We start from the raw sequence: 26146 nt of genomic DNA, 5'->3' as shown, positions 1-26146 counted from the left end.
ATTTAATCCTTCCGCTTTAGAAGCTCGCCACGGGCCGCTTTCTGGGTTTCCGTGAGGATGCCACGCAAAATATTCATTTCCGCCCGGCTGACCGAGCTGCGTCCGTACAACCGGCGCAGGCGCGCCATCAAGTGGCGTGGCTTTTCCGGGTCGAGGAATTCGATGGCAACCAGTGTCTGCTCCAGGTGCTCATAGAATCGCTCCAGCTCATCCATGGTCGCCAGCTCGGCGCTTTTCACCGAGGCCACTTCTTCTTTCTCGACCTTGCTCGGCTGACCCTGTGCGGCCAGCCAGGCCATGCGCACTTCATAACTCAATACCTGCACCGCCGCCCCGAGATTCAGCGAACTGAAGGTCGGGTCGGAAGGGATGTGCACGTGAAAATGACATCGCTGCAGCTCTTCGTTGGTCAGGCCGGAATCTTCACGGCCGAACACCAAAGCAATCTCGGCGCCCTGCCCGGCTTCCTCGACCACCTTGTTGCCGCATTCGCGCGGATCGAGCAGGGGCCAGGGAATGCGCCGGTCGCGGGCGCTGGTGCCGAGCACCAGATTGCAGCCGACCAGAGCATCTTCCAAGGTGGCGACGACTTGCGCGTTTTCAAGGATGTCACCGGCACCGGAGGCGCGGGCGTCGGCCTCGTGGTGCGGGAAGACCCGCGGTTCGACCAGCACCAGTCGCGACAGACCCATGTTTTTCATGGCGCGCGCGGCCCCGCCGATGTTACCGGGGTGGCTGGTATTGACCAGGACGACACGAATGTTCTGCAGCAAGGGAGGCGCTCTCGGACACAGGAAAGGGGGGCAAATCTTACAGAACAGCCTACCGTTAAGCTATGAAAGCGAACAGCGTCCTTCACCTGAAGAAAAGTTCTGATAGAATGCGCGGCTTTCTTTAACAACCTTAGGTGACACATCCATGCAGCCCATGCTGAATATCGCGCTGCGCGCCGCCCGCAGCGCCAGTGAACTGATCTTCCGCTCCATCGAGCGCCTGGATACCATCAAGGTCGACGAAAAAGACGCCAAGGATTACGTATCCGAGGTCGATCGCGCCGCTGAACAGAAAATCATCGATGCCCTGCGCAAGGCTTACCCGAATCACTCGATTCAGGGTGAAGAAACCGGCCTGCACGCTGGCACCGGCATCGAAGGCGAAGAGTACCTGTGGATCATCGATCCGCTGGACGGCACCACCAACTTCCTCCGTGGCATTCCGCACTTTGCAGTGAGTATTGCCTGCAAATATCGTGGTCGCCTGGAACACGCAGTGGTTCTGGACCCGGTCCGCCAGGAAGAATTCACCGCCAGCCGTGGTCGCGGCGCTCAACTGAACGGTCGTCGTCTGCGCGTAAGCGGTCGCACCAGCCTCGATGGCGCTCTGCTCGGCACTGGCTTCCCGTTCCGTGACGATCAGATGGACAACCTCGACAACTACCTGGGCATGTTCCGCGCCCTGGTTGGCCAGACTGCCGGCATCCGCCGCGCCGGTTCGGCGAGCCTGGACCTGGCTTACGTAGCTGCCGGTCGTTTCGATGCGTTCTGGGAATCGGGCCTGTCCGAGTGGGACATGGCTGCAGGCGCCCTGCTGATTCAAGAAGCCGGCGGCCTGGTGAGCGATTTCACCGGCGGTCACGACTTCCTGGAAAAAGGCCACATCGTTGCCGGCAACACCAAATGCTTCAAGGCAGTGCTGACGGCGATCCAGCCGCACCTGCCGGCCTCGCTGAAGCGCTAAGCTTTACGCGAAACCAAAAAGCACCCTTCGGGGTGCTTTTTTATGCCTGCAATTCCAAACAGCACAATTCCCTGTGGGAGCGAGCCTGCTCGCGAATGGGCGTGTCAACAAAGGAAATATCAACTGTTGGACCGCATTCGCGAGCAGGCTCGTTCCCACAGGTGAGAATCGCGCGCTGCCCTGAATCGCGGGTATAAAAAAAGCACCCCGCAGGGTGCTTCTTTTCACAACAGTAGCGCTTTACTGACCTGGCTCATTCTGCGACAGGATCAGCTTGCCTTCCTTGTCGACCGGAATCTGGTTGCCCGGATCGCGATCCATCCGCACTTTGCCTTCCTTGCCATCAAGCGAGTAACGCACGTCGTAACCGACGACCTTGTCGCTGATGTCATTGACCGTGTTGCAGCGGGTTTGCGTAGTGGTGTAGGTGTCACGCTCCTGCATGCCCTCCTGCACCTTGTTGCCCGCGTAACCGCCACCGACCGCACCGGCCACCGTGGCAATCTTCTTGCCGGTACCGCCGCCAATCTGGTTGCCCAGCAAACCACCGGCCAGCGCGCCGACCACGGTACCGGCGATCTGGTGTTGATCTTTTACCGGTGCCTGACGGGTCACCGTTACATCCTTGCATACTTCACGTGGAGTCTTGATCTGTGTCTTGACCGGCTCAACGGCTAATACTTGCGCATACTCAGGGCCGCTTTTAACCAGGCTGTAGGTGGCAACAGCACCCCCGGCTGTGACACCGACAGCACCCAATACCGCACCAACCAGCAACGACTTGTTCACATGAACCTCCTGACCATCACATGCGGGACGCGCCCGCGCTTCTCCCAGCCTTGGAGCACAAAAAAAGGCGCGAGTTCAACTCGCGCCTTTTGTTGGCTGACAGCCGGGAAATCGCTGACCTTTATGGACGGTCGTCGACTTCCTTGTCGGTGTTGGCCGGAGGAATCAGATCCTCGGTGGTCAGGTTCAGCCAGATCAGCACCACGTTGGCGATATAGATCGACGAGTAGGTACCCGCCAGTACACCGATGAACAGCGCGATGGAGAAGCCGAACAGGTTGTCGCCGCCGAAGAACAGCAGCGCCGCGATCGCCAGCAGAGTGGAGATCGACGTCGCCATGGTGCGCAGCAGGGTCTGGGTGGTCGAGATGTTGATGTTCTCGATCAGCGTCGCCTTGCGCAGCACACGGAAGTTCTCACGTACCCGGTCGAAAACCACGATGGTGTCGTTCAGCGAGTAACCGATGATCGCCAGCACCGCCGCCAGCACCGTCAGATCGAAGGTGATCTGGAAGTACGAGAGGATACCCACGGTCACGATCACGTCGTGGATCAGCGAGACAATGGCGCCGACCGCAAACTTCCACTGAAAGCGGAACGCCAGGTAGATCAGGATGCCGCCGAGCGCCAGCAGCATGCCGAGGCCGCCCTGGTCGCGCAGTTCTTCACCGACCTGCGGGCCGACGAACTCGACTCGCTTGACCGTCGCCGGGTTGTCGCCGCCGACTTTCTGCAATGCGTCTGCGACCTGATGGCCCAGCTGCGGGTCTTCACCCGGCATGCGCACCAGCAGGTCGGTCGTCGCACCGAAGTTCTGCACCACGGCTTCGTGATAACCGGAAGTCGCCAGTTGCTCGCGCACCTTGGTGACGTCGGCCGGACGCTCGTAGGTCAGCTCGATGAGCGTACCGCCGGTGAAGTCCAGGCCCCAGTTCATGCCCTTGGTGGCGACACTGAACAAGGCAATGACGGTAAGCAGCAATGTGACGCCGAACGCGAAGTTGCGAACGCCCATGAAGTTGATTGTACGTAACATGGCAGCCCCTTAAATCCACAACTTCTTGAAGTCACGTCCGCCAAAGATCAGGTTGACCATTGCGCGGGTCACCATGATGGCCGTGAACATCGAGGTAAAGATCCCGAGGGACATGGTCACTGCGAAACCCTTCACCGGGCCGGTGCCCATGGCGAAGAGAATGCCGCCGACCAGCAAGGTGGTCAGGTTGGCGTCGAGAATCGCGGTGAATGCCCGGCCGAAGCCTTCGTTGATTGCCCGCTGCACAGTCATGCCGGCGGCGATCTCTTCACGAATCCGCGAGAAGATCAGTACGTTGGCGTCGACCGCCATACCCATGGTCAGGACGATACCGGCGATACCCGGCAGGGTCAGCGTGGCGCCCAGCAACGACATCAACGCCAGCAGCAGCACCATGTTCACCGCCAGCGCGACGGTGGCGATGACGCCGAAGAAGCGGTAGATGGCGATGATGAACAGCGATACGAACAGCATGCCCCACAGGGAAGCGTCGATACCTTTGGTGATGTTGTCAGCACCCAGGCTCGGACCGATTGTGCGCTCTTCAGCGAAGTACATCGGTGCAGCCAGACCACCGGCACGCAGCAGCAGTGCCAGCTCGGACGACTCGCCCTGACCGTTCAGGCCAGTGATGCGGAATTGCGCACCCAGCGGCGACTGAATGGTCGCCAGGCTGATGATCTTCTTCTCTTCCTTGAACGTCTGCACCGCAACGTCTTTCTCGACGCCATCAACCACTTGTTTGGTGTAAGTGGTGACCGGACGCTGTTCGATGAAGATCACCGCCATGCTGCGGCCGACGTTGGAACGGGTCGCGCGGCTCATCAGCTCGCCACCGTGGCCATCCAGACGGATGTTCACTTCAGGCGTGCCGTGCTCGCCGAAACCGGCCTTGGCGTCGGTGACCTGGTCACCGGTGATGATCAGACCACGCTCGATCTGTGCTGGCGGACGGTTGCCCTCGCGGAATTCGAACGATTCGGAAGTGGCTTTCGAAGCGCCCGGCTCGGCGGCCAGACGGAACTCGAGGTTGGCCGTCTTGCCGAGAATACGCTTGGCTTCGGCAGTGTCCTGCACGCCCGGCAGCTCAACCACGATGCGGTTGGCGCCCTGACGCTGCACGATCGGTTCGGCAACACCCAGCTCGTTGACGCGGTTACGTACCGTGGTCAGGTTCTGCTTGATGGAGTATTCACGGATTTCCGCCAGCTTGGCCGGGGTCATCGCCAGACGCAGCACCGGTTGACCGTTGAGGTCGGCCGGAACAATGTCGAAATCGTTGAAGTTCTTGCGGATCAGCGCACGGGCCTGTTCGCGGGAGTCTTCATCGCTGAAGCCCAACTGAATGGCACCGCCCAGTTGCGGCAGGCTGCGATAGCGCAGCTTCTCTTTGCGCAGCAGGCTCTTGACGTCGCCTTCGTAGACTTTCAGGCGCGCATCGAGGGCTTTGTCCATGTCCACTTCGAGCAGGAAGTGCACACCACCGGACAAGTCCAGACCCAGCTTCATCGGGTGCGCACCGAGATTGCGCAGCCATTGCGGGGTGGTCTGTGCCAGGTTCAGCGCGACGACGTAGTCATCACCCAATGCCTTGCGTACAACGTCCTTGGCCGGCAACTGATCTTCAGCCTTGCTCAGACGGATCAGACCGCCCTTGCCGCCCGCCGTCAGCGTTGCCGCCTTGACGTTGATGCCGGACTCTTTCAGCGCTGTGCTGACGCGAGCCAGATCGGCGTCATTGACCTGCAGAGCCGTGCTGGCGCCGCTGATCTGAATCGCCGGGTCATCGGGGTAAAGATTGGGAGCGGAATAAATCAGACCGATCGCCAGCACCGCCAGGATCAGAATGTATTTCCACAGAGGGTATTTGTTCAGCATCACGCCGCCCGTTATGAACGCGGGGCGCCTTGCGCGCCCCGTCGATTGAGTAGAAGTTGTTGCTCTTAGATCGCTTTCAGCGTGCCTTTTGGCAGCGTGGCGGCGATGGCGCCTTTCTGGAACTTCATTTCCACGGTGTCGGACACTTCCAGAACCACGAAGTCATCGGCAACCTTGGTGATCTTGCCGGCGATGCCGCCAGTGGTCACGACTTCGTCGCCCTTCTGCAGGCTGCTCAGCAGGTTCTTCTGCTCTTTGGCGCGCTTGGCCTGTGGACGCCAGATCATCAGGTAGAAGATGACCAGGAAGCCGACCAGGAAAATCCACTCGAAGCCGCCGCCCATTGGGCTTGCAGCAGCCGGTGCAGCTGCGTCAGCCATGGCGTTAGAGATAAAAAAGCTCATTTAGCACTCCAGTTGCAAATGTTGAATCTTGGGGTCAGAAAACTCAGTCCAAAGGCGGAACGGGAAGTCCGCGTTTGGCGTAGAAGGCATCGACAAAGGCGGCCAATGTACCCTGTTGAATAGCCTCGCGCAAACCAGCCATCAGCACCTGATAATGGCGCAAGTTATGGATGGTATTGAGCATGCTGCCGAGCATTTCGCCGCACTTGTCCAGGTGATGCAGATAAGCGCGCGAGAAGTTCTGGCAGGTGTAGCAATCGCAGGTCGGATCCAGCGGCGATTCATCATGGCGATGGAACGCGTTACGGATCTTCAGCACACCGGTATCGATGAACAGATGCCCATTGCGGGCATTACGGGTTGGCATCACGCAATCGAACATGTCCACCCCGCGGCGCACACCCTCAACCAGATCTTCCGGTTTGCCAACGCCCATAAGGTAACGAGGTTTGTCAGCGGGCATCTGCCCCGGCAGATAATCCAGCACCTTGATCATTTCGTGCTTCGGTTCGCCCACCGACAGACCGCCGATGGCGAGGCCGTCGAAGCCGATCTTGTCGAGGCCTTCGAGCGAGCGCATGCGCAGGTTTTCATGCATGCCGCCCTGAACGATGCCGAACAGCGCTGCGGTGTTGTCACCGTGGGCATTCTTCGAACGCTGGGCCCAACGCAACGACAGCTCCATCGACACCCGCGCGACGTCTTCGTCAGCCGGATACGGCGTGCATTCGTCGAAGATCATCACAATGTCGGAACCGAGATCGCGCTGCACCTGCATCGATTCTTCCGGACCCATGAACACTTTGGCGCCGTCGACCGGAGAAGCGAAGGTCACGCCCTCCTCCTTGATCTTGCGCATCGCGCCGAGGCTGAACACCTGGAAGCCGCCGGAGTCGGTGAGGATCGGGCCTTTCCACTGCATGAAATCGTGCAGGTCGCCGTGTTCCTTGATCACTTGAGTGCCGGGACGCAGCCACAGGTGAAAGGTGTTGCCCAGAATGATTTCCGCGCCCGTGGCGACGATGTCGCGCGGCAGCATGCCCTTGACCGTGCCGTAGGTGCCGACCGGCATGAACGCCGGGGTCTCGACGGTGCCACGGGGGAAGGTCAGGCGACCACGACGAGCCTTGCCATCGGTGGCCAGCAGCTCAAAGGACATTCGACATTCGCGACTCATTCTGTTTCCTCTGGGCCTGTCTGTTCAGGGGCAGTTGGAGCGGGATTGCGGGTGATGAACATCGCATCCCCGTAACTGAAAAAGCGGTAACCGTTTTCCACGGCGGCCTTGTAGGCGGCCATGGTTTCGGGATAACCGGCAAACGCGGAAACCAGCATCAACAGCGTGGATTCCGGCAAATGGAAATTGGTCACCAGAGCATCGACCACATGAAACGGCCGGCCCGGATAGATAAAGATGTCGGTGTCGCCACTGAACGGCTTGAGCACACCATCGCGCGCCGCACTTTCCAGCGAACGCACGCTGGTGGTGCCGACCGCAATCACCCGACCGCCCCGCGCACGGCACGCAGCGACCGCATCGACTACATCCTGGCCGACTTCCAGCCACTCGCTGTGCATGTGGTGATCTTCGATCTTCTCGACACGCACCGGCTGAAACGTCCCCGCGCCCACGTGCAACGTCACGAACGCAGTCTCGACGCCCTTGGCAGCAATCGCCTGCATCAGCGGCTCATCGAAATGCAGCCCCGCCGTCGGCGCCGCCACCGCGCCCAGACGCTGGGCGTACACGGTCTGATAACGCTCGCGATCCGAGCCTTCATCCGGGCGGTCTATATAAGGAGGCAACGGCATGTGCCCGACGCGGTCGAGCAGCGGCAAGACTTCCTCAGCAAAACCCAGCTCGAACAGCGCATCATGACGCGCCAGCATCTCGGCTTCGCCACCGCCGTCGATAAGGATCTTCGAACCCGGTTTCGGCGACTTGCTGGAGCGCACATGGGCCAGCACGCGGTGCGCATCGAGCACGCGCTCGATGAGAATTTCCAGCTTGCCGCCGGACGCTTTCTGCCCGAACAGCCGCGCCGGAATCACCCGGGTATTGTTGAACACCATCAAATCGCCCGGGCGCAAATGCTCAAGCAAATCAGTGAATTGACGGTGTGCCAAGGCGCCGCTCGGCCCATCAAGGGTCAGCAGGCGACTACCGCGACGCTCGGCCAACGGATGGCGGGCGATCAGCGAATCAGGAAGCTCGAAAGTAAAGTCAGCAACGCGCATGATGGGGTTCGTCTAGCAGGGCCGGAAAGTCTAGCGGAAATATCAAAAATTGACCATGAAACGTGATTGACCAACGGTAATCACCTCTCTATACTTCGCCGCCATTGAGCCCTGATGGCGGAATTGGTAGACGCGGCGGATTCAAAATCCGTTTTCGAAAGGAGTGGGAGTTCGAGTCTCCCTCGGGGCACCAACACAGAGAAAAAGGTCTTGCGAAAGCAGGGCCTTTTTTTTCGTCTGGTGGAAAGTGGAGGGTTGTTTTTGTCTTTTTTCCAAAACAATCAGGGCAACCAGCTTTTCACTCTTGCGGCGCCGGGGCCAACGCGCCACCGGCTAGCCTAATGCCCAACCGTCTAGGGCAACAAGCCCATCAAAAAACCTCAATCGAACCTGCAGTAATTGCTCTGACTCCATGTCCTGACGCTGGGGAACTGGCCGGATCGGTTACGTGCCGCAGGTTTTGCCAAACGCCCTGTCATAATCGCCTGATCCCGGCTAGTTCGAGCTCAAAGCCTACTTTCGATTTCCTCCCAGATGTACGCGTAGTTGTACTTCAACCAACGAACCAGCACTTTATCGAACTGGCGACGAAACCAGTTTCGCTCCCTAGCTTCCAGCCTTTCCTCAATCGATTCTCTGAGTATGTCGGGGTCGAAACCCGTCCATATCGGAGGCACAGGTGCAACGAGATTGGTAAAGCACACCGGCGCGACCTCGGAATAAAGAATTGAGTAAAGGATTTCAGGGTCTACACCTCTCACCTTATTCGCCAAATAATCATATTCCACGGGAAAATCATTGAATGGCTCGGAAAGAGCGGCTCTAACTTTTGTCAGTTGTGGCTCGGTCAGAAGATGTCCCAATGTGTGAGCTCCTCTAACTCTTCGTCCAATGAACTTGCCACTGCTTCGCCTGCAACACCGCCGGCGATTGTTCCTGCCAAGACAACTGCTATCGCACAAATAGGAGCGCCTGGGCCGCAGAGTGCGCTAACGCCCATCCCCGCGAGAACACCGCCGACCGCCCCCGAACCAACAATGATGCCTTGGCGAGCAGCTTCTTTGGGTTTGTTGTCAGCATTCAGAATTTGATAGGTTGCCAGAGCCGCCGTCACGAGAACACCAAGCTTGCCCATGACCAGCATTTTTTTGGTGCCGGCCGTGAATCTCGCATTATCACGACCGGAGGATTCCAAGATGGCGTAGTGAACTTTGTTCTTCTCTACATCCGAAAGACTGTCATACCCCTTCTGAAAAAAGTTTTCAGAGTAGATATCCAATAGTGTTTTCAGTCCTTTCCCGTCTTTCTTTTTCCTCTGAGCGATCGCCAATCCTTGCGCTGACGTGAATTTACGATGCTCCATCATGATTTTGTTACGCATCTCATGACTAAACTTCACACCTTCTTGCGCCGTAATTCTTCCCGCTTTCACGTCGTCTCTAACTTGTTGAGACATACGCTTGATATTCTTGGTATAGCTCGCCCTGATCTTTTCATCAGAGATGGCATCCAGTGAAAATCTCAGCGCACTGCCCTCCATCAGCTCTAGCGCCCTGTCGAGTGGCGAGTCCTGAAGGGCGTGCTCGCGCTGGACTACGTAGCTGCCTGTCACAATGTACGGTTCGGTCATAGGACGGTCCTTATCCCAATATTTTGCTCAAAAGGCTTTCAGTAAGAGACGAGCCTTCTGCAGGCTGTTCTTCCTCGAATTTGAGCATCAAGCACTTCTTGCCCGATGGATTTGCGAATTTGACCGCATTGTCGTTGTTGAATACGCCCAGGAGTGATGAACCATCATCAAAGTGGGCGATACAGGAAAGTCCCTCATAACTTTCCTCGGCAGGAATTCTGAAGCCAATCCATCCGGCTTGTCCGATTAGAGGTTCGGGTGGAACAAAGTCGCACGGGGTGTGCGTATCGCCAATGATGATTGTGCTCGACCCACCTATTACGATGCTGCCGTGCGTACCGCCGGTATTGATCGTGGCAGCATTTTTACCATTTATGAAAACTGTCGAGGAAAGCCCCGAAGAGAGCGCACTGCCGCAGGTACATGAATCACCTTGGCGAGCTGCGGGCAAACCATCGAAGAAAACGTCAGGCGAACCTGTCGCGATGGGGTTGGTTCCGTGCCCTGGAACAGGACAGCTGGAGGGATCGCTTTTACGAGCGGCTGGGTTAGCCATGAATGACTCCTGTCAAAAAAATCCTTTTTGAGAGGTAAACCTATCACGAAATTCAGCCTGGACGGCCGCATCCGATCATTCAAAAAAGTGCTCGATCACCAGACCGCGCTACCTGTTGCTTCGGTTAACGCGGTTGGTACTTCGCTGGCGTTTCCTACCTTGCCGTCAACTCAGGTTTCAGAATGGGACGCGGCTCCTCCCTACTCCTTGACTGCAAACATCCGCTCAGCAATCTCCCGCCCCCGCTCCAACCCTTCCTCCGTCAACCATATCGATTTGTTCCGGTTCACCGGATTACTGATCAAACCCTGTTCGTGCAAGCGGTTCATGATCTCGAAGTCATAGCCCTTCCACGCATTGCCGGCGTCGGAGCTATAGGCTGCCAGGAGAGCAAGGACGGCGTCGTCGATCAGTTTCATGTCGTATTCCATGATGGTCACTCCGCTGATGTTCAGTGTTTGTAATCAAAGCGTCGTATCAAAGTGGATTTCAATGCTGCGCGAGCTTGTAGGTTTTAGATGCCCGATTGCTGGTTGCCTCGCATGCGATCCCCGCCCGTATAATCACGCCCGCACGGCAAACCTCCTCTGGCCTTTCGCGCATTGGTTTCAAACCTTCCACTTCACTGACAGACATCCCCATGGAAACCTCACTGGAAACCGTCGCCCTCTTCTCCCTCAAACTTGCCTACGAAGAAGAGGGCCTGAGCCCCATCCTGCGCGATGACATGGTCATGGGCGATTATCAGAAAGATGTTTTCGAGCTACTGGTGAAACGCGGCGATGTCGAGGCCATTCAGTTCAAGATGAACGAATGCCTGAACCTGGCGCTGGATGCTTTGGGCGGGGTCGAGAAGCCGTTGGGGCGGGAGTTGCGCAAGTTGTCGGCGGAGTTGGCTCAGGCGCGGTCGGTGGAGCAGCTGGGTCAGCCGCTGCTCGCGCTGAAGGGGTATCTGCGCGACATTCTTTGAGTGGTGCGCTACAGCCATGCCGCTATCTCGTCCGATCAGCGACGAGCTTTCAGCACTCTAATATCCGTTGGGAAGCCGTCAGCGCCAACCAGTTGTTTCCAGCCCATGTATTGAAATTCGCCATTGGGATCGATGTAGTCGCCCTTCTCTGGTTGCCCTCCGCCAACTATCGCCACACGCTTCACTTCGCCACAGCCGCCATCCGACGGGCGAACGGTGTAGATCACATACGGCTTCACGTATTGCGTGGCGCGGAAGTATTGGCCGCAGATTTCGTCGACGGTAATCAGCATGGTTTTCAGGCGGGCTTCGCAGTCGGTGTCTTCGTGCAGTTTCAGGAAGGAGATGTCGCCGACGTCGCTGTAGCCGAGAGAACGGGCGCGTTGGTAGGCGGGGGAGTTCTGGTGTGCAATTCTGCCTTCCTCCACACCGCGTTGCATTTGCGCGGCGAACTCGGCTTTGCCTTGGGCCAGGGTTGCCTCGGCGTGGGCGGCGACGTTTTCGCAGTGGGCGTACTCGCTGGAGTCGAGGTGTTGCGGTAGCAGGTTGAGGCGGCGCTCGTTCATGGAGGCGAGGCTGTCTTGCAGGCCCGACGTGGCTGCATAGGCAGCGGAGACGCGACCGCTCTGGACGTCGGCGATTGTCTCCTGCATCCGCTGGCAATTGGCGAGGTAGTAATTCCAGCTGGCTTGCGGGTGTTCTTTCGCGAAGCAGAAGGCTGGGGTAATGGAGATGGCAAGGGTGAGAGCGCCGAGTAGTTGCAGCAAACGGGTTGTGGAAAACATGGGTAGTCCATTACAGAGAAGGCATGGCGGGACGCTACTATTTTGCTATCGTGCCGTCCACTCTCTACAGGCGAGCAAGTTGCCGCCTCTGTCTCGTAGCCAGGAAAGAAATCCGATGGATGCTGTGTTGTGTTTGGTAGTCATGGCGGCAATGTGGTTCTGGGTGGTGCGACAGCGCGGGCATTGGAATCTGTTGTTGGCAAACCTCGCCGGAGCGGGCAGCGCTGTGGTGGCGGGCATTGTCTTCACGCTGCTTTACGACGGGCTGTTCGGCACCACCATGGCAGCGCCGGGACTGCATAATAGCCTGGTGGTGTTCATGACCAGCGCGGGCGTTCTGGCGGGTGTGTGGTTGTGGATCGCCAAACGTCGTCAGCCGGCGCATCCGGTTGCACGTCAACTGCTTGCGGGGGGCTGTGGCTTTGCCGCTGGGATGATCACGTTGATTTTTCTGGCGGCGAATTATTTTCCGCAGCCGTAGCCGGACGGCGCGTCTATTTTGCTATCTTGCCGCGCATCGTCGGGGCTTGCTGATCGTCTCGCGTCGCGCTTGGATTGTTGAAAGGTAAGGAAAGGATCAAATGGAGTTTTTGCGTTTTCTGGCATTCGTCGCTGTCTGGGGTTTCATGTGGCGCTGGGTGGTGAAAAACCGCGGCAGCTGGAATATTTTCTACGGCAACATCGTTGGCGCGGCGGGTGGGTTCATTGTCGGGCTGGTGATGTTGTCGATCACCTTTTCGCTGTTTCCTTCGTCGTTCGATCACGAGGCGCAGGCGCAAAACACGCCAGTCGTCGAGTCGACCTCTGTACTGCCTGAAGCCGAGGCAGTCACGCCCGCCACCGAGCTGAAAGATGCGCCGGTTTTTGCTGCCATCGAAGCGGATGACAAGCCTTCCCCGCCGGACTCCGCACTGTTGCCGAATAACGTCAGCCGAGCGCCGAAATCAATGGCGGTACAAACGGTGCTGAATCAGAGCGACTACGAGGGTCGCATGGCCCTGGCCGCGCTGAACAAGAAGTTGCGCGGCGACGCACAGGCCGACAAGTCGATGATCGCGTATGTCATGTGCAGCCCGTTTGTCACCAGCACCCTGCGTTATCCCGCTTCGGCGCGTTTTGCCGACAGCAAAGCGCTGGTCAGCCATCGCTACAAGGATCAGGTCTACAGCTTCAGCAACAGCGTCACTGCGCGCAACATGAATGGCGACGATGTCACCTACCGTTTCGATTGCTCCGTGCAGGAATTGCCACGGGTTGATGCGACGGCTGGGGAATGGCGTTTGCTGGCGCTGAAACTGCAAAAAGCCGACTCTTAAGGCTGATTTAAGGGATCAAGGCGCCGGCTGCGCTATCATCGCCGGCCTGTGCGCCTTGAACTTTATCCTCAATGTTTCCAACACCCGATAACCTGATCTCGCTGCCTCCTGTACTGGCCGGCCCGCTGCTGCGGCGGCTGGAGCCGACGCGCGTGGTGCTGTGGCTGGTGGGCTCGCGTGAACTGTCGCTGACCTTGCGCCTGCAGGGTGTAGGAGATATTCCGCTCGACTCGGAGAAATGCACGGTCATTGCCGTAGGCCGTCATGCGTTCGTGCATCTGATAGACGTTCAGCTTGAAGGCGCCCTGCCCTGCGACACGTTTATCGATTACGACCTGCTGATCGATGACGCCATCGGTATGGCTGAGTGGGCGCCTCACCTGCTCTACCCCGGCGCTACCTGCGCGAACCTCGTCGTGCGCTCGCGAATCGATCAATTACTCCACGGTTCCTGCCGCAAGCCGCATCATCCGGCAACCGATGGTTTGCTCTGCGTCGATCAATTGCTGGCCGACGAAGCCGATGCGCAACGGCGCCCGGCGTTGCTGATGATGAGCGGTGATCAGGTCTATGCCGACGACGTCGCCGGTCCTATGCTGCGGGCGATTCACGCCTTGATCGAGCGTCTGGGTCTGTTCGATGAGCACCTTGACGGTGCCGTGGTCAGCGACAGCGCCAAGCTCTATGAGCACCCGGCCAGCTACTACCACCGTGCGGATTTGTTACCGGCGCTGGAGAGCAACGAGACCTTGCGCGAGCGATTTTTCGGTGGCGCGCGTAAGCCGATTTTCACCAGCAGCAGTGCCGACAATCACTTGGTGACGTTCGCCGAAGTCATGGCCATGTACATGCTGGTGTGGTCGCCGACGCCGTGGTCGTTGATCAATCCGAGCGCGCCGACGCTGACGCCTGAACGCCGCAAGCGCTACAACCTCGAGCAGACGCGCATCGATGCTTTCAAGGCGGGCCTGGGCAACGTCGCGCGGGCGCTGGCCCATCTGCCGAGCCTGATGATTTTCGATGATCACGACATCACCGATGACTGGAATCTTTCTGCGCAATGGGAGGAAACCGCCTACGGCCATCCGTTCTCCAAACGCATCATTGGCAATGCGCTGATTGCCTATTTGTTGTGTCAGGGCTGGGGCAACAATCCGGATGCCTTCAAGGGCGTGTTGGAGCAGACCGCGCAACTGAGCGCCAGTGGCGACGACGGCTATCTGGACATGCCGGTGCAGGACGATCTGATTGATCAGTTGCTGCGTTTTCAGCAGTGGCATTTCGTATTGCCGAGCACTCCGGCACTGGTGGTGATCGACACGCGCACCCGGCGCTGGCGCAGCGAGATGGCGCTCAAGCAACCATCGGGCCTGCTCGACTGGGAAGCCTTGAGCGAACTGCAACAGGAACTGCTCGATCACCCTTCGGCAATCGTCGTGTCGCCGGCACCGATCTTCGGTGTGAAGCTGATTGAAACCGTGCAGAAAGTGTTCAGCTGGTGCGGTTATCCGCTGCTGGTCGACGCGGAAAACTGGATGGCCCATCGCGGCGCGGCGCAGGTGATCCTGAACATTTTCCGACACTCGCGCACACCGGGGAACTACGTGGTGCTGTCCGGCGATGTGCATTATTCCTTCGTCTACGAAGTCCTGATCCGCCACCGCAAGGCCGGCCCACGGATCTGGCAGATCACCAGCAGCGGCATCAAGAACGAATTCCCACCAACGCTGCTGGAATGGTTCGACCGCCTCAACCGCTGGCTCTACTCACCGCGCTCGCCGCTGAACTGGTTCACCAAACGCCGCCTGATGCGCATCGTCCCGTATACGCCGGAACATGCCGAGGCCGGGGAACGGTTGTGGAATTCGGCGGGGATCGGACAGGTGTTTTTCAATGAACAGGGGCAGCCGAGCGAGATTGTTCAGCACAACTCGAATGGGGCGGAAAAGACGAGGATGCTGGCGCCGGAGTTGGGGGACGGGCTGCATTGAGGCCAGACTCTGAGCATTGGTGGAGTACCTGCAATGGGCACTCCACCTGCTGACAATTACCGCTGATAAGGATTACAAGCCTCTCGGAAACGTCTCCGAAGTGCTTGAGTGATACTGGGCGCAATAACAGTCGACCTCACTGTGTACCGACCACTCGCAGGGCTACATCATGCAAACCACCACCTGCAGCAAAGCCACAGCCCACTTGGCCTTATCGATGGACCAAGTAACTAATGACCGCGAACCGTTGCTGATTACCAAGCGCAGTGCCGAACCGGTTGTAATGATAGGTCTGGCTGATTATGAGTCACTTTTGCGGACGGCCAACTCACTACCCTTACCAGACACAGCGCAGCAGTGATTAGAACGATGGGGCTGACGACAACGCGCGTCCAACCCCTCTGACAATCATCCCCACCTCGCGCTCATCAATCGTCAGCGGCGGCAGCAACCTGATGGTCTTGCCACGAGTCACGTTGATCAACAAGCCGTGATCCCGTGCGGCGATCAGCGTCAGGTCGCGCACCGGTTGTTTCAGCTCGATGCCGATCATCAGGCCCTGCCCCCGGATTGCCAGCACGTTCGGGTTGTCTGCCAATTCGGCGCGCAAGCGTTCCAGCAGCCGTGCGCCCTGCACCCGCGCATTCTCCAGCAAACCTTGTTCTTCGATGATGTCCAGCACCGTGCAGCCGACCCGGCAGGCCAGTGGATTGCCACCGAAGGTGCTGCCGTGGCTGCCCGGGGTGAACAAATCCGCCGCGCGGCCACGGGCCAGGCAGGCGCCGATCGGCACGCCATTGCCGAGGCCTTTGGCCAGGGTCATGACGTCGGGCACGATGCCTTCGTGCTGAAAGGCAAACCACTGCCCGGTACGGCCGATCCCGGTCTGGATTTCATCGAGCATCAGCAGCCACGCGTGGCGATTGCACAGGTCGCGCAGGGCCTTGAGATAACCCGGCGGTGCGACTTGTACGCCGCTTTCGCCCTGGATCGGTTCGACCAGAATCGCCACGATGCGCGCGCCGTGTTTGCGCTGTATTTGCTCCAGCGCCGGGAGATCGCCGAACGGCACTTTGACGAAGTCCCCTGGCAGTTCGTTGAATCCCAGGCGCACTGCCGGGCCATCGCTGGCGGACAAGGTGCCAAGGGTGCGGCCATGAAACGCGTTGACCATGACCACCACCAGCGGCTGCTCGATGCCTTTGCGCCAGCCGTACAGACGCGCCAGTTTCAGTGCCGTCTCGTTCGCTTCGGCGCCGGAGTTGTTGAAGAACGCGCGCTCCATCCCCGACAACGCCGTCAGGCGTGTGGCCAGTTGTTGCTGCCAGTCGATGCTGTACAGGTTTGAGGTGTGCAGCAGCAGCCCCGCTTGCTCGCTGATCGCCGCGACGATGCGCGGATGCGAGTGGCCGACATTGGTCACTGCCACACCGGCAACGGCATCCAGATATTCGCGCCCCGCCTGATCCCACAGGCGCGTGCCGAGGCCCTTGGTGAAACTCAGGGCCAGGGGTTGGTAGGTGTTCATCAGGGCGGCGGTCATGACGTGAAACTCCATTGCAGGTCGGTGTTTTTGCAGTATGGTTAGCCACCTGAGCTGGATAAACTCGGAAAAACTTCAATCATTTAAAAGCCGAGCTTGATAATGGATTTGTTTCAGTCGATGGGCGTGTACGTCAAAGTGGTCGAAACCGGGAGCATGACGGCCGCCGCTGCGAAGTGCGAAATGTCGACGACGATGGTGGGCAATCATCTGCGTGCGCTGGAGCAACGGCTCGGCGTGCAACTGCTGCAACGCACCACGCGCCGCCAGCGCCTGACCGAATTCGGCAGCGTCTATTATCAACGCTGCCTGGAAGTGCTCGGCCTGGTGGCCGACTCCGAACGCCTTGCAGAACAAGCGTCGGACGAGCCGCGCGGCTTGCTGCGTATCACTGCGCCACTGACCTTCGGCGTCGAACGACTGACCCCGGCCCTCAGCGAATACTCCCTGCTCTATCCGCAAGTGAAGCTCGACGTGGTGCTGACCAACAGCCGTCCGGATCTGCTGGAGAACGGCCTCGATGTCGCATTCCGCCTGGGCAATTTCGACCAATCCAACCTGATCGCCCGGCCCTTGATCGACTACACCCTGACGGTCTGCGCTTCCCCTGATTACATCGCGCGGCGCGGCATGCCGCACACGCCACAGGATTTGCAGCAACACGATTGCCTGTCCTTCGCCTACCCGGCTGGCGATGACTGGCAATCGGTGGAAAAACGCTGGCGTCTGAGCGGTCCGGAAGGCGAAGTCCTCGTCGACGTCAGCGGACCGATGCTGATCAACAGCTCCGCCGGTTTGCACCAGGCAGCGCGCAACGGCATGGGCATCATGATGCTGCCCGACGCGCTGGTGGAACAGGATCTGCGCGACGGCAAACTGGTCAGGGTAATGACGGACTACCAACCGCCAAGCAGGCCGATGCATCTGTTGTATGCGCAGGATCGCTATCGATTGCCGAAGCTGAGACGGTTTGTTGAGTTTGCGATGCGTACGTGGGGGAAACCCGCTGACGCCATGCTCGGAAAATAACGCACGCCGGGAAAAATCCCGACCACCAGACCGTTGCTCCGTGACAACGCCGCCCCGCTCCCCTAAATTAGTCGGCCTGAAAAAGACCTCGTGCTTTCTCGCCTCAACTCAAGTTAAAAAGTAGTGAAATTTCAATGTCCGATTTCAACACCGCTGAATCCGTAGTCACCCAGTCGTCCAAAGCGGAATACGAAAACTCCATCAATCTTTCACAACACCTGCCACAAGCCAAAATCATCAGCGAGATGGTCCTGGACGCGTTCCAGTCGACCCGCGAAAGCGACCAGATCCGCGAATTGCGTGCGGCGATCCGTCAGGCGCATGACAGCTTTGATGACGACAAGGCGTACGAGCTGATGGGCGAACTCAAGCGCCTGAAAGACGCCGAGGCAGCCGATATTGCCGCGCTGGAAGACCTGAGCAGCAAGTTCTCGATCGGGCGCATTCTGTCCAGCTTCAAGGACGATCCGGCATTCCAAGAAATCGTTTATGGTCTGGCGCTGAAAGTGCTGAATCAGACCCATCAGGCGATCAGCAATCCGAGCGGCGGCAAGAGCAAAGCTGCGAAGAAGAAAGAAGTGGAAATCTTCACCATCAGCAAGGACGGCGCCAGCGTGACTCTGCCAATGCGCACGCCGCGTTCGCGCCTGAATGTTGATCGTGAGGCACTGGAATTCCTCGGTTTCACCTTCGTCGGTGAAGGCGATGAAGCCGAGCTGGAGAGCGAAACCTTCGTCGATAACGCCGGTACGGAACAGGCGGTGAACCGCAAGAACATCATCACCGCGCTGCAGCAGCAGACTGCGTTTGATGGGTACAGCATCGCGGCGCAGTAATCTGCCAAGCGCTTGCCAAAAAGCCCCGCGCTGAGTGATCAGGCGGGGCTTTTTGTTTGAGGCGGGGATAACCTCAAGCCGAAGGATGCAACGCCGCAATCATGTCCACTTCAATCGCCGCATTCTTCGGCAACTGATAGACGCCGATGGTCGTGCGCGTATGCCGTCCGGCATCGCCCAGCACATGGCTGAACACATCCGAAGCGCCGTTGGCCACTTCGCTCAGGTCGACAAAATCAGCGGTCGACTTCACATACACCGTGACCCGCAACAACGCGCGAATCTTGTCCAGCGAACCGACCGCATCGACGATCAGCGCCAGGCAACGCATGGCGCTGATGCTCGCCGCGGCTTGCGCATCCTTGAGGTTCAATTCCAGCCCCACGCGACCGGGATACAGGATCTTGCCATTGACCCGCGGCACCATGCCGCTGATGTACAGCTCATCGTGATGACGGATCAGCGGCGCGTAATTGCCACCGGCGGTGTTCTCGCCATAGATGTCGTAGTTGAGTTCTTCGGCCAGGGCGATAAAGCGCTCATCGCAGGTCATCCGTTCGGTCATTGCGCCCAGCCTTTTTGAGTTAAGCCAATTATCTAGCGAGTTGAAGGCCGCAACAGGATCGCGGACAAACCGCTGACATATTTGGATCCAAATCTAGGTCTTTTACCTGCTCTGCGCAACCACCCTTTACAGCGGCCGATTTCACAGTACTTCAGCTTTCAACCACACCAAAAATCAGTAGGACGGGCACTTCGCTACGATTGTCTCGTTCCGGCAGCGAACCTAAAGTTTGAGGGAACCGAATCAAGCAATTCAGCCCTCTGCCGGGCAACTTTAGCTACTTATCTGCAGTTATATAAAAATCTCACTATAACTATGAATAATTTCGTATGAGAGCGAGCTGTGGATAAGAATACTAACCCCTCAATCCCGGAGCAGGAGTTTCCCCACCGGAACTAGCAGGGCGATCAGAAGTACTGGAAACGGCAGACACCGCATTGGCGCGCACGAAGCGCGGCAAGCACGCCAAATCCCTGATGATATTGGGCCTGCGCGGTGTCGGAAAAACAGTGCTTCTGAATCAGATCAAAGATCGAGCTTTGGCATTGGGTTATCTCGCCGAAATGCAGGAGGCCCATGACGGTGCGGAGTTGAAACAGCTCCTGATTCCGGTGTTACGCCGAGTGCTGTTGCGTTTGGACCGAGTGCAGAACACGGTCGAGACGGTCAAAAGAGGGATACGCATACTTCGTAGCTTTATCGGCAATATCACTATCGCGGCGGGTGGGGCCGAAGTTACGCTGGGCGGAGACTCCGAAGCTGGCTATGCCGACAGTGGCAATCTGGAAGATGATCTTCGTGACGTTCTGATAGCAACAGCGGAGGCCGCGAGGGACGCAGGCATACCAGTCGCCATTCTGATTGACGAATTACAGTATCTTTCAAAAGATGAGCTTGGCGCGCTTATTCGCGGCATCCACGCAGTCAATCAGGCAGCTCTCCCTCTGATTCTTTTTGGCGCGGGTCTTCCGCAGCTGGCGGGGCAAGCAGGCGATGCCAAAAGCTATGCGGAGCGACTATTCGAATTTCCTCGTCTGGGCGCTCTCTTGGAGATAGATGCCTGGAAAGCCTTACGTGATCCTGTTGAAGAAGAAGGCGCCAGTATCTCTGACGATGCATTGCGTGAGATTTTTGAAAAAACCCACGGCTATCCCTATTTTTTGCAGGAGTGGGGCTATACCGCTTGGAACATTGCCAAAGCACAGACCATAACCGAGGCCGATGCGCAGGCAGCGACAGAGGAAAGCATCCGTAAACTTGACGAGTCTTTTTTCAGGGTCCGCTTTGATCGGACCACGCCGGCTGAAAGGGACTACATGCGTTGCCTTGCCGAGCTGGGAGAAGGACCGCAACGCTCTGCTGAGGTTGCTAAAGCGCTGGGGCGAAACGCTACGAGCCTGGGCCCCGTACGCGATAGCCTGATCAAAAAGGGCATGATCTACAGTCCGGAATACGCACTGATAGCATTTACCGTTCCGCTGTTCGATGAATTCATGAGGCGTGTGACTGCCTCACCACTTGCTTAAACGTCGCATTAGCTCACACACCCATCAAGCCGCCGCCACAAGCTGTCGGGCCAAGGGAGCAGGCAAATCGACACACTCCAGGCCAACCAACAAAAAACCCCGCACATCTCTCAATGTGCGGGGTTTTTTCTGAAGCTTGCAAACCTTACGGCGCGTACGTCAGCAACAGCTCTGTCGGCACCTTGAAGTCCAGGGACATCATGACGCTCAACGCAGTGATGGTGAAGATCGAGAACACGAAAAGCTTGCGTGCCCAGACGGTGTCATCGACTGCCTTGTAGCCGGTCCAGGCCATGTACAGCCAGTACATGCCCATGGCGGCGGCGACGGCGAGGTAGCTCATGCCGGCGTAGCCGCTGAAGGTCAGCATCAAGGTCGCCACGAGGAACGCCAGGATGTAGAGCAGGATGTGCTTCTTCGCCACTTGAATGCCGCGTTTCACTGGCAGCACCGGAATCGATGCGGCCAGGTAATCGTTGAAACGGAAAATCGCGATGGCGTAGGAATGCGGCATCTGCCACAGGCTGAACATCACCAGCAGGGTCAGTGCGGCCATGTCGAAGCTGTTGGTCACGGCAACGTAACCGATCACTGGCGGCATGGCGCCCGACAGACTGCCCACCAGCGTGCCGTGAACCGACTTGCGCTTGAGGTACAGGCTGTAGAAGCCGACGTAGATGATGAAGCCGATTACTGCGAACAAGGCAGCCAACGGGTTGGCCACCTTGTACAACAAGGCAACGCCGAGAACACCCAGAATGGTCGCGTAAACCAGGGCCAGTTTCAGGGAGATGAGGCCCTGGACCAGCACACGGTTCTTGGTGCGTTCCATCTTCAGGTCGATGTCGCGGTCGATGCAGTTGTTGAACACGCAACCGGAGGCCACGACCAGGGAAGTACCGATCATGGCGGCCAGAAACACCGCCAGATCGACATGCCCTTTCGAGGCCAGGAAGAACCCGCCTGCCACAGAAAGCACGTTACCGAAAATGATCCCCGGTTTGGTGATTTGGATAAAGTGCTTGAGCGACATCGGGTCTACCTCACTTCGCCATCATGTACGTGTGGATGCTGAACATGATCCACAGCGACAGGCCAACCAGCAGCACGATCACGATCGCCGTAAAGACGAATGCGATCACGTTGTTACGCTGTGCAATGGAACGGTCCAAGTGCAGGAAGTAATACAGGTGAACGATCACCTGGATCACTGCGAACAGCAGAACGATTGCCAGCGTCGTCGACTTCGGCAGGGTCGGGTACATCACCAGACCGAACGGAATGACGGTCAGGATTACCGACAGGATGAAGCCGATGGCGTACGACTTGACGCTGCCGTGGCCAGCATCGTGGCTGTCATGGGAGTGTGCGTTAGCCATTACAGAGTCCCCATCAGGTAAACAACGGTGAAGACGCAGATCCAGACCACGTCCAGGAAGTGCCAGAACAGGCTCAGGCAGCTCAGACGGGTCTTGTTGGTCGACGTCAGGCCATGCTTGTTGACCTGATACATCATGATGCCCATCCAGATCAGACCGGCCGAAACGTGCAGACCGTGGGTACCGACCAGGGTGAAGAACGCCGACAGGAAGCCCGAACGGCTAGGACCGAAGCCCTCGGAGATCAGCAGGTGGAACTCGTTGATCTCCATGGCGATGAAGCCCGCGCCGAGCAGGAAGGTCATGAACAACCAGCCCAGGACCGCCTGCTTCTTGCCCTTGTACAACGCCAGCATGGCGAAGCCGTAGGTGATCGAACTGAACAACAGCAGAGCGGTTTCGCCCAGCACGTATGGCAGTTCGAAGATGTCGTGGCCCGACGGGCCACCGGCAACGTTGTTTACCAGTACTGCGTACACCGCGAAGATCGACGCAAACAGAATGCAGTCGGTCATCAGGTAGAGCCAGAAACCGTATACGGTCATCTCGCCCGAGTCGTGGTGATGGTCATCGTGCCCATGGTCACCATGGGCGTGTCCAACATTGGTCACTAAGTTCGACATGGTTTAAGCCTGTTCCAACGAGGTTTCAACACGGGTGGCATTGGCCGGGATTTTCCCTGCCGCGACCAGACGCTTGTGCTGCTCGGCTTCGATACGCTCGATCGTTTCAACCGGAACCATATAGCCCTGGTCGTCACGTGCAGCGTGGATCACGAAGTAAACGACGGTGCCCACCAGGCTCGCGATCGCCAGCCACCAGATGTGCCAGATCATCGCGAAACCGAAGACGGTCAACAGCGCGCCCATCACCACGCCAGTGGCGGTGTTGTTCGGCATGTGGATCGGCTCGTACTTGGCCGGACGCTGGTACGCAGTACCGTTTTCCTTGGCTTCGGTGAACGGGTCGATGCAGTCAGCCTTAGGCAGCACAGCGAAGTTGTAGAACGGTGGTGGCGACGAGGTCGACCATTCCAGGGTGTGTGCATTCCACGGGTCACCGTGATCGCAAACGTTCTCTGGCTTGTTGCGGTCACGCACACTGACGTACAGCTGGATCAGTTGGCAGGCGATACCGACAGCGATCATCACCGCACCGAACATGGCAACGTACAGGTACGGTACCCACTCAGGGTTGGTGGTGGCGTTCAGACGACGGGTCATGCCCATGAAGCCCAGTGCATAGAGCGGCATGAACGCGACGAAGAAGCCCGAGATCCAGAACCAGAACGCTGCTTTACCCCAGCCTTCGTGCAGCTTGAAGCCGAACGCTTTCGGGAAGTAGAACGCGAAGCCAGCGATGTAACCGAATACCGCACCGCCGATGATCACGTTGTGGAAGTGCGCGATCACGAACAGGCTGTTGTGCAGCACGAAGTCAGCACCCGGGATGGCCAGCAGTACGCCGGTCATGCCGCCGATGGCGAAGGTCACCATGAAGCCCAGAGTCCACATGACCTGGCTGGTGAAGCGCAGACGGCCCTGGTAGATGGTGAACAGCCAGTTGAACAGCTTCACACCCGTCGGGATGGAAATCAGCATCGTCGCCAGACCGAAGAAGGCGTTGACGCTTGCACCCGAACCCATGGTGAAGAAGTGGTGCAGCCAGACCATGAAGCCCAGTACCGAGATCGCGCCCGAGGCGTAGATCATCGAGTGGTGGCCGAACAGTTTCTTGCCGGTGAAGGCCGAGATCACTTCCGAGAAGATGCCGAAGGCCGGCAGGATCAGGATGTAAACCTCAGGGTGGCCCCACGCCCAGAACAGGTTGACGTACATCATCGGATTGCCACCAAGTTCATTGGTGAAAATGTGGAAATCCATGTAACGGTCAAGGGTCAGCAGTGCCAGGGTAGCGGTCAGGATCGGGAACGAAGCCACGATCAGAACGTTTGCCCAGGTGCAGGTCCAGGTGAAGATCGGCATGTCCATCAGTTTCATGCCAGGGGTACGCATTTTCAGTACGGTCGCGAGGAAGTTGACCCCGGTTAACGTCGTACCCAATCCGGATAGCTGTAGCGCCCAGATGTAGTAATCCATACCCACGCCAGGGCTGTATTGCAGACCCGACAGCGGCGGATACGCAACCCAACCGGTCTTGGCGAATTCACCGATACCCAGCGACAGGTTGATCAGCACAACGCCGGACACCAGCAGCCAGAAGCTCAGGGAGTTCAGGAACGGGAACGCAACGTCACGCGCGCCGATCTGCAGCGGCACTGCAAGGTTCATCAGGCCGGTGAAGAATGGCATCGCCATGAAGATGATCATGATCACACCGTGAGCGGTGAAGATCTGGTCATAGTGTTCAGGTGGCAGGTAGCCAGGCGAACCCTCGGTGGCCATGGCCAGCTGGGTACGCATCATGATCGCATCGGCAAAGCCGCGCAGCAGCATGACCATGGCGACGATGATGTACATCACGCCGATTTTCTTGTGGTCGACCGAAGTCAGCCACTCGGTCCACAGGTACGTCCACTTCTTGAAGTAAGTGATCGCAGCGAACAGCGCCAGACCACCGAGGGCGATCATGGCGATGGTCACCATCACGATCGGCTCGTGGAATGGGACTGCTTCCCAACTTAATTTACCAAACATCGTTTACTCCTCTGCCCCGGCAGCTGAATGCGAACCCGCGTCAATATCCGTGGCCGCCACTTCTTTCTCTTTCTTCTCGTGCTTCAGCGGCTTGCCCGGCTTCATACCTTCGTACTTGTCGACGATGATCTGGAACTGGTTCGGCGTGACCGACGAGTAGAGTTCGACTGGGTTGTTCTGGCTCGGTTTGGCCAGGGCCGCGTATTCAGCCTGATCAAGCTGTTTAGGCGACTTCTTGACTTCACTTACCCAGGCGTCGAAATCTTCCTGAGTGGTGGAGATAGCCTTGAATTTCATACCGGTGAAACCGGCACCGCTGTAGTTGGCGGAGATACCGTCCATTTCAGCGTTGCGGTCAGCGATCAGGTGCAGCTTGGTCTGCATGCCCGCCATCGCGTAGATCTGGCCGCCCAGGCCCGGGATGAAGAACGAGTTCATCACGGCATCGGAGGTGATCTTGAAGTTGATTGGCGTGTGCGCCGGGAACACGATCTTGTTGACCGTGGCAATGCCTTGTTCCGGGTAGATGAACAGCCACTTCCAGTCCAGCGCGACGACTTCGATGGTCACCGGCTTGACGTCAGACTCGATCGGACGATACGGGTCCAGCTCGTGAGTCGAGATGTAAGTGATGTAGCCCAGGGCGATGATGATCAGCACCGGGATGGTCCATACGGCCACTTCGATCTTGGTCGAGTGCGACCACTTCGGCGTGTAGACCGCGTTCTTGTTCGAAGCGCGGTACTTCCAGGCAAACAGGAAGGTCATGACGATGACCGGCACGACGACCAACAGCATCAACAGCGTGGCGGTGATGATCAGGTTGCGCTGTTCCAGGCCGACCTGGCCCGTTGGATTGAGCAAGGTCATGTTGCAGCCTCCCAGCAACAACGTGCCGAGCAGCGGCACTAGGCCTAGTAATCTGGGGTACCTGTTTTTACTCATCTCACGACCTCTAAAGCAGCTTGCGCAATGCAGTTGGGTTTTGATCGCCAACACTTCACCCTGCCAAGGGTTGGCATTTTCTTTGGATTGAATAAGGGCCGCCCGTCGCGCGTCTCACGCTCGACAAAACCTTGGGACAGCGTTCAGTTCTTATTCGAATTCGTGGTCAAAGGCCTTGTTACAGACCAATTCCATTTGGTGCGGAAAATTGGAAAGGCACCGACACCAGGGTGTCTCGAAAACCTCGCGGCTCGCTCGACACCCGACCTCCTGATCAGTTCCTTGATAAAGGCTGAACAGCGTCGGGAATTCAGTGCGGGCGATTGTAGATAGGTA

General features: G+C 58.0%; 27 protein-coding genes, 1 tRNA gene and 1 pseudogene. 10 read left to right on the top strand and 19 right to left on the bottom strand.

What is annotated here, in order from left to right; all coding sequences use genetic code 11:
• Nucleotides 1–2: 2 nt before the first annotated feature.
• On the bottom strand, nt 3–773 hold the full coding sequence (gene trmJ / locus JWU58_RS05935) for a tRNA (cytosine(32)/uridine(32)-2'-O)-methyltransferase TrmJ (protein WP_073473313.1): 771 nt from the start codon (nt 771–773) through the stop codon (nt 3–5).
• Nucleotides 774–918: 145 nt separating this feature from the next.
• Here trmJ and suhB point away from each other — a divergent pair, with 145 nt between their 5' ends.
• On the top strand, nt 919–1737 hold the full coding sequence (gene suhB, locus JWU58_RS05930) for a type III secretion system regulator SuhB (protein ID WP_016773320.1): 819 nt from the start codon (nt 919–921) through the stop codon (nt 1735–1737).
• Nucleotides 1738–1977: 240 nt separating this feature from the next.
• On the opposite strand, the gene JWU58_RS05925 is transcribed toward suhB, so the two are convergent.
• From JWU58_RS05925 to queA, 6 genes are all read right to left on the bottom strand, one after another.
• Entirely contained in the window at nt 1978–2526 is a 549-nt protein-coding gene (locus tag JWU58_RS05925; RefSeq protein ID WP_007956693.1) for a glycine zipper 2TM domain-containing protein, read from the bottom strand.
• A gap of 121 nt (nt 2527–2647) precedes the next feature.
• The gene (gene secF / locus JWU58_RS05920) at nt 2648–3562 is read right to left on the bottom strand and encodes a protein translocase subunit SecF (RefSeq protein ID WP_110603668.1); all 915 of its coding nucleotides are present in this window, start codon (nt 3560–3562) and stop codon (nt 2648–2650) included.
• A gap of 9 nt (nt 3563–3571) precedes the next feature.
• Nucleotides 3572–5440 carry a protein translocase subunit SecD gene (gene secD, locus JWU58_RS05915; protein ID WP_016773318.1) on the bottom strand — a complete coding sequence of 623 codons (1869 nt, stop codon included), beginning with the start codon at nt 5438–5440 and terminating at the stop codon, nt 3572–3574.
• A 65-nt stretch (nt 5441–5505) separates the two neighbouring features.
• Nucleotides 5506–5844: a preprotein translocase subunit YajC gene (yajC, locus tag JWU58_RS05910; RefSeq protein ID WP_016773317.1), complete on the bottom strand. Its 339-nt coding sequence runs from the start codon at nt 5842–5844 to the stop codon at nt 5506–5508.
• Between the two features lie 43 nt (nt 5845–5887).
• Nucleotides 5888–7003, bottom strand: coding sequence for a tRNA guanosine(34) transglycosylase Tgt (gene tgt / locus JWU58_RS05905; RefSeq protein WP_160768392.1), 1116 nt, complete (start codon nt 7001–7003; stop codon nt 5888–5890).
• A gap of 14 nt (nt 7004–7017) precedes the next feature.
• Complete coding sequence (gene queA, locus JWU58_RS05900; RefSeq protein WP_016773315.1) at nt 7018–8082, bottom strand: tRNA preQ1(34) S-adenosylmethionine ribosyltransferase-isomerase QueA; 1065 nt, start codon at nt 8080–8082, stop codon at nt 7018–7020.
• Nucleotides 8083–8190: 108 nt separating this feature from the next.
• Here queA and JWU58_RS05895 point away from each other — a divergent pair.
• Nucleotides 8191–8275, top strand: a tRNA-Leu gene (locus JWU58_RS05895).
• A gap of 313 nt (nt 8276–8588) precedes the next feature.
• Here JWU58_RS05895 and JWU58_RS05890 read toward each other — a convergent pair.
• From JWU58_RS05890 to JWU58_RS05875, 4 genes are all read right to left on the bottom strand, one after another.
• Complete coding sequence (locus JWU58_RS05890) at nt 8589–8945, bottom strand: DUF7079 family protein (RefSeq protein ID WP_122507813.1); 357 nt, start codon at nt 8943–8945, stop codon at nt 8589–8591.
• Nucleotides 8930–9712, bottom strand: a complete 783-nt coding sequence (locus JWU58_RS05885; protein WP_206421603.1) for a hypothetical protein — start codon at nt 9710–9712, stop codon at nt 8930–8932. Before JWU58_RS05885 ends, JWU58_RS05890 begins: the two co-directional genes overlap by 16 nt.
• 10 nt (nt 9713–9722) lie before the next feature.
• Nucleotides 9723–10268 carry a PAAR domain-containing protein gene (locus JWU58_RS05880; RefSeq protein ID WP_206421602.1) on the bottom strand — a complete coding sequence of 182 codons (546 nt, stop codon included), beginning with the start codon at nt 10266–10268 and terminating at the stop codon, nt 9723–9725.
• A gap of 200 nt (nt 10269–10468) precedes the next feature.
• Nucleotides 10469–10687 carry a DUF6429 family protein gene (locus JWU58_RS05875; RefSeq protein ID WP_225930902.1) on the bottom strand — a complete coding sequence of 73 codons (219 nt, stop codon included), beginning with the start codon at nt 10685–10687 and terminating at the stop codon, nt 10469–10471.
• A gap of 221 nt (nt 10688–10908) precedes the next feature.
• Between JWU58_RS05875 and JWU58_RS05870 the strand changes: the two genes are divergently transcribed.
• Nucleotides 10909–11238, top strand: coding sequence for a hypothetical protein (locus JWU58_RS05870; RefSeq protein ID WP_016773313.1), 330 nt, complete (start codon nt 10909–10911; stop codon nt 11236–11238).
• A 35-nt stretch (nt 11239–11273) separates the two neighbouring features.
• Here the strand turns inward: JWU58_RS05870 and JWU58_RS05865 are convergent, their stop codons facing one another.
• Nucleotides 11274–12023 carry a hypothetical protein gene (locus JWU58_RS05865; RefSeq protein ID WP_206421600.1) on the bottom strand — a complete coding sequence of 250 codons (750 nt, stop codon included), beginning with the start codon at nt 12021–12023 and terminating at the stop codon, nt 11274–11276.
• Between the two features lie 115 nt (nt 12024–12138).
• Between JWU58_RS05865 and JWU58_RS05860 the strand changes: the two genes are divergently transcribed.
• The 4 genes from JWU58_RS05860 (at nt 12139) to JWU58_RS27490 (ending at nt 15691) form a co-directional block, all read left to right on the top strand.
• Nucleotides 12139–12504 (top strand): hypothetical protein, encoded by a 366-nt coding sequence (locus tag JWU58_RS05860; protein WP_024014225.1) that lies wholly within the window; start codon nt 12139–12141, stop codon nt 12502–12504.
• Between the two features lie 100 nt (nt 12505–12604).
• Nucleotides 12605–13339, top strand: coding sequence for a hypothetical protein (locus JWU58_RS05855; RefSeq protein ID WP_071173532.1), 735 nt, complete (start codon nt 12605–12607; stop codon nt 13337–13339).
• Between the two features lie 71 nt (nt 13340–13410).
• Nucleotides 13411–15330 (top strand): alkaline phosphatase D family protein, encoded by a 1920-nt coding sequence (locus JWU58_RS05850; RefSeq protein WP_206421599.1) that lies wholly within the window; start codon nt 13411–13413, stop codon nt 15328–15330.
• 169 nt (nt 15331–15499) lie between these two features.
• Nucleotides 15500–15691 carry a type II toxin-antitoxin system Phd/YefM family antitoxin gene (locus JWU58_RS27490; RefSeq protein ID WP_206421598.1) on the top strand — a complete coding sequence of 64 codons (192 nt, stop codon included), beginning with the start codon at nt 15500–15502 and terminating at the stop codon, nt 15689–15691.
• On the opposite strand, the gene JWU58_RS05840 is transcribed toward JWU58_RS27490, so the two are convergent.
• Nucleotides 15692–16873, bottom strand: coding sequence for an aspartate aminotransferase family protein (locus tag JWU58_RS05840; protein WP_197892121.1), 1182 nt, complete (start codon nt 16871–16873; stop codon nt 15692–15694).
• 102 nt (nt 16874–16975) lie between these two features.
• On the opposite strand from JWU58_RS05840, the gene JWU58_RS05835 reads away from it, so the two are divergent.
• Both JWU58_RS05835 and JWU58_RS05830 read left to right on the top strand, forming a co-directional pair.
• The gene (locus JWU58_RS05835) at nt 16976–17902 is read left to right on the top strand and encodes a LysR family transcriptional regulator (protein WP_016773308.1); all 927 of its coding nucleotides are present in this window, start codon (nt 16976–16978) and stop codon (nt 17900–17902) included.
• A gap of 134 nt (nt 17903–18036) precedes the next feature.
• Nucleotides 18037–18738 (top strand): hypothetical protein, encoded by a 702-nt coding sequence (locus JWU58_RS05830; protein WP_016773307.1) that lies wholly within the window; start codon nt 18037–18039, stop codon nt 18736–18738.
• 73 nt (nt 18739–18811) lie between these two features.
• Here JWU58_RS05830 and JWU58_RS05825 read toward each other — a convergent pair whose 3' ends face one another.
• On the bottom strand, nt 18812–19303 hold the full coding sequence (locus tag JWU58_RS05825) for a RidA family protein (protein ID WP_016773306.1): 492 nt from the start codon (nt 19301–19303) through the stop codon (nt 18812–18814).
• 404 nt (nt 19304–19707) lie between these two features.
• Between JWU58_RS05825 and JWU58_RS05820 the strand changes: the two are divergent.
• Nucleotides 19708–20829: pseudogene (locus JWU58_RS05820) on the top strand (AAA family ATPase); the annotation flags it as partial.
• 145 nt (nt 20830–20974) lie between these two features.
• On the opposite strand, the gene cyoE reads toward JWU58_RS05820, so the two are convergent.
• From cyoE to cyoA, 5 genes are read right to left on the bottom strand one after another with little or no spacing between them, the layout of a single operon-like run.
• Entirely contained in the window at nt 20975–21862 is an 888-nt protein-coding gene (cyoE, locus tag JWU58_RS05815) for a heme o synthase (protein WP_016773305.1), read from the bottom strand.
• A gap of 10 nt (nt 21863–21872) precedes the next feature.
• On the bottom strand, nt 21873–22208 hold the full coding sequence (gene cyoD / locus JWU58_RS05810; protein WP_011335842.1) for a cytochrome o ubiquinol oxidase subunit IV: 336 nt from the start codon (nt 22206–22208) through the stop codon (nt 21873–21875).
• The gene (gene cyoC / locus JWU58_RS05805) at nt 22208–22831 is read right to left on the bottom strand and encodes a cytochrome o ubiquinol oxidase subunit III (RefSeq protein ID WP_016773303.1); all 624 of its coding nucleotides are present in this window, start codon (nt 22829–22831) and stop codon (nt 22208–22210) included. Before cyoC ends, cyoD begins: the two co-directional genes overlap by 1 nt.
• 3 nt (nt 22832–22834) lie before the next feature.
• Nucleotides 22835–24865, bottom strand: a complete 2031-nt coding sequence (gene cyoB / locus JWU58_RS05800) for a cytochrome o ubiquinol oxidase subunit I (RefSeq protein WP_016773302.1) — start codon at nt 24863–24865, stop codon at nt 22835–22837.
• Nucleotides 24866–24868: 3 nt separating this feature from the next.
• Nucleotides 24869–25810, bottom strand: coding sequence for a ubiquinol oxidase subunit II (gene cyoA / locus JWU58_RS05795; RefSeq protein ID WP_024014231.1), 942 nt, complete (start codon nt 25808–25810; stop codon nt 24869–24871).
• Nucleotides 25811–26146 lie beyond the last annotated feature (336 nt).

The sequence above is a fragment of the Pseudomonas atacamensis genome (assembly GCF_017167965.1).
In the GTDB taxonomy this organism is placed as follows: domain Bacteria; phylum Pseudomonadota; class Gammaproteobacteria; order Pseudomonadales; family Pseudomonadaceae; genus Aquipseudomonas; species Aquipseudomonas atacamensis.
The sequence above is the reverse complement of the archived record's forward strand: the minus strand, read 5'-3'. Positions and strand labels throughout refer to the sequence as shown.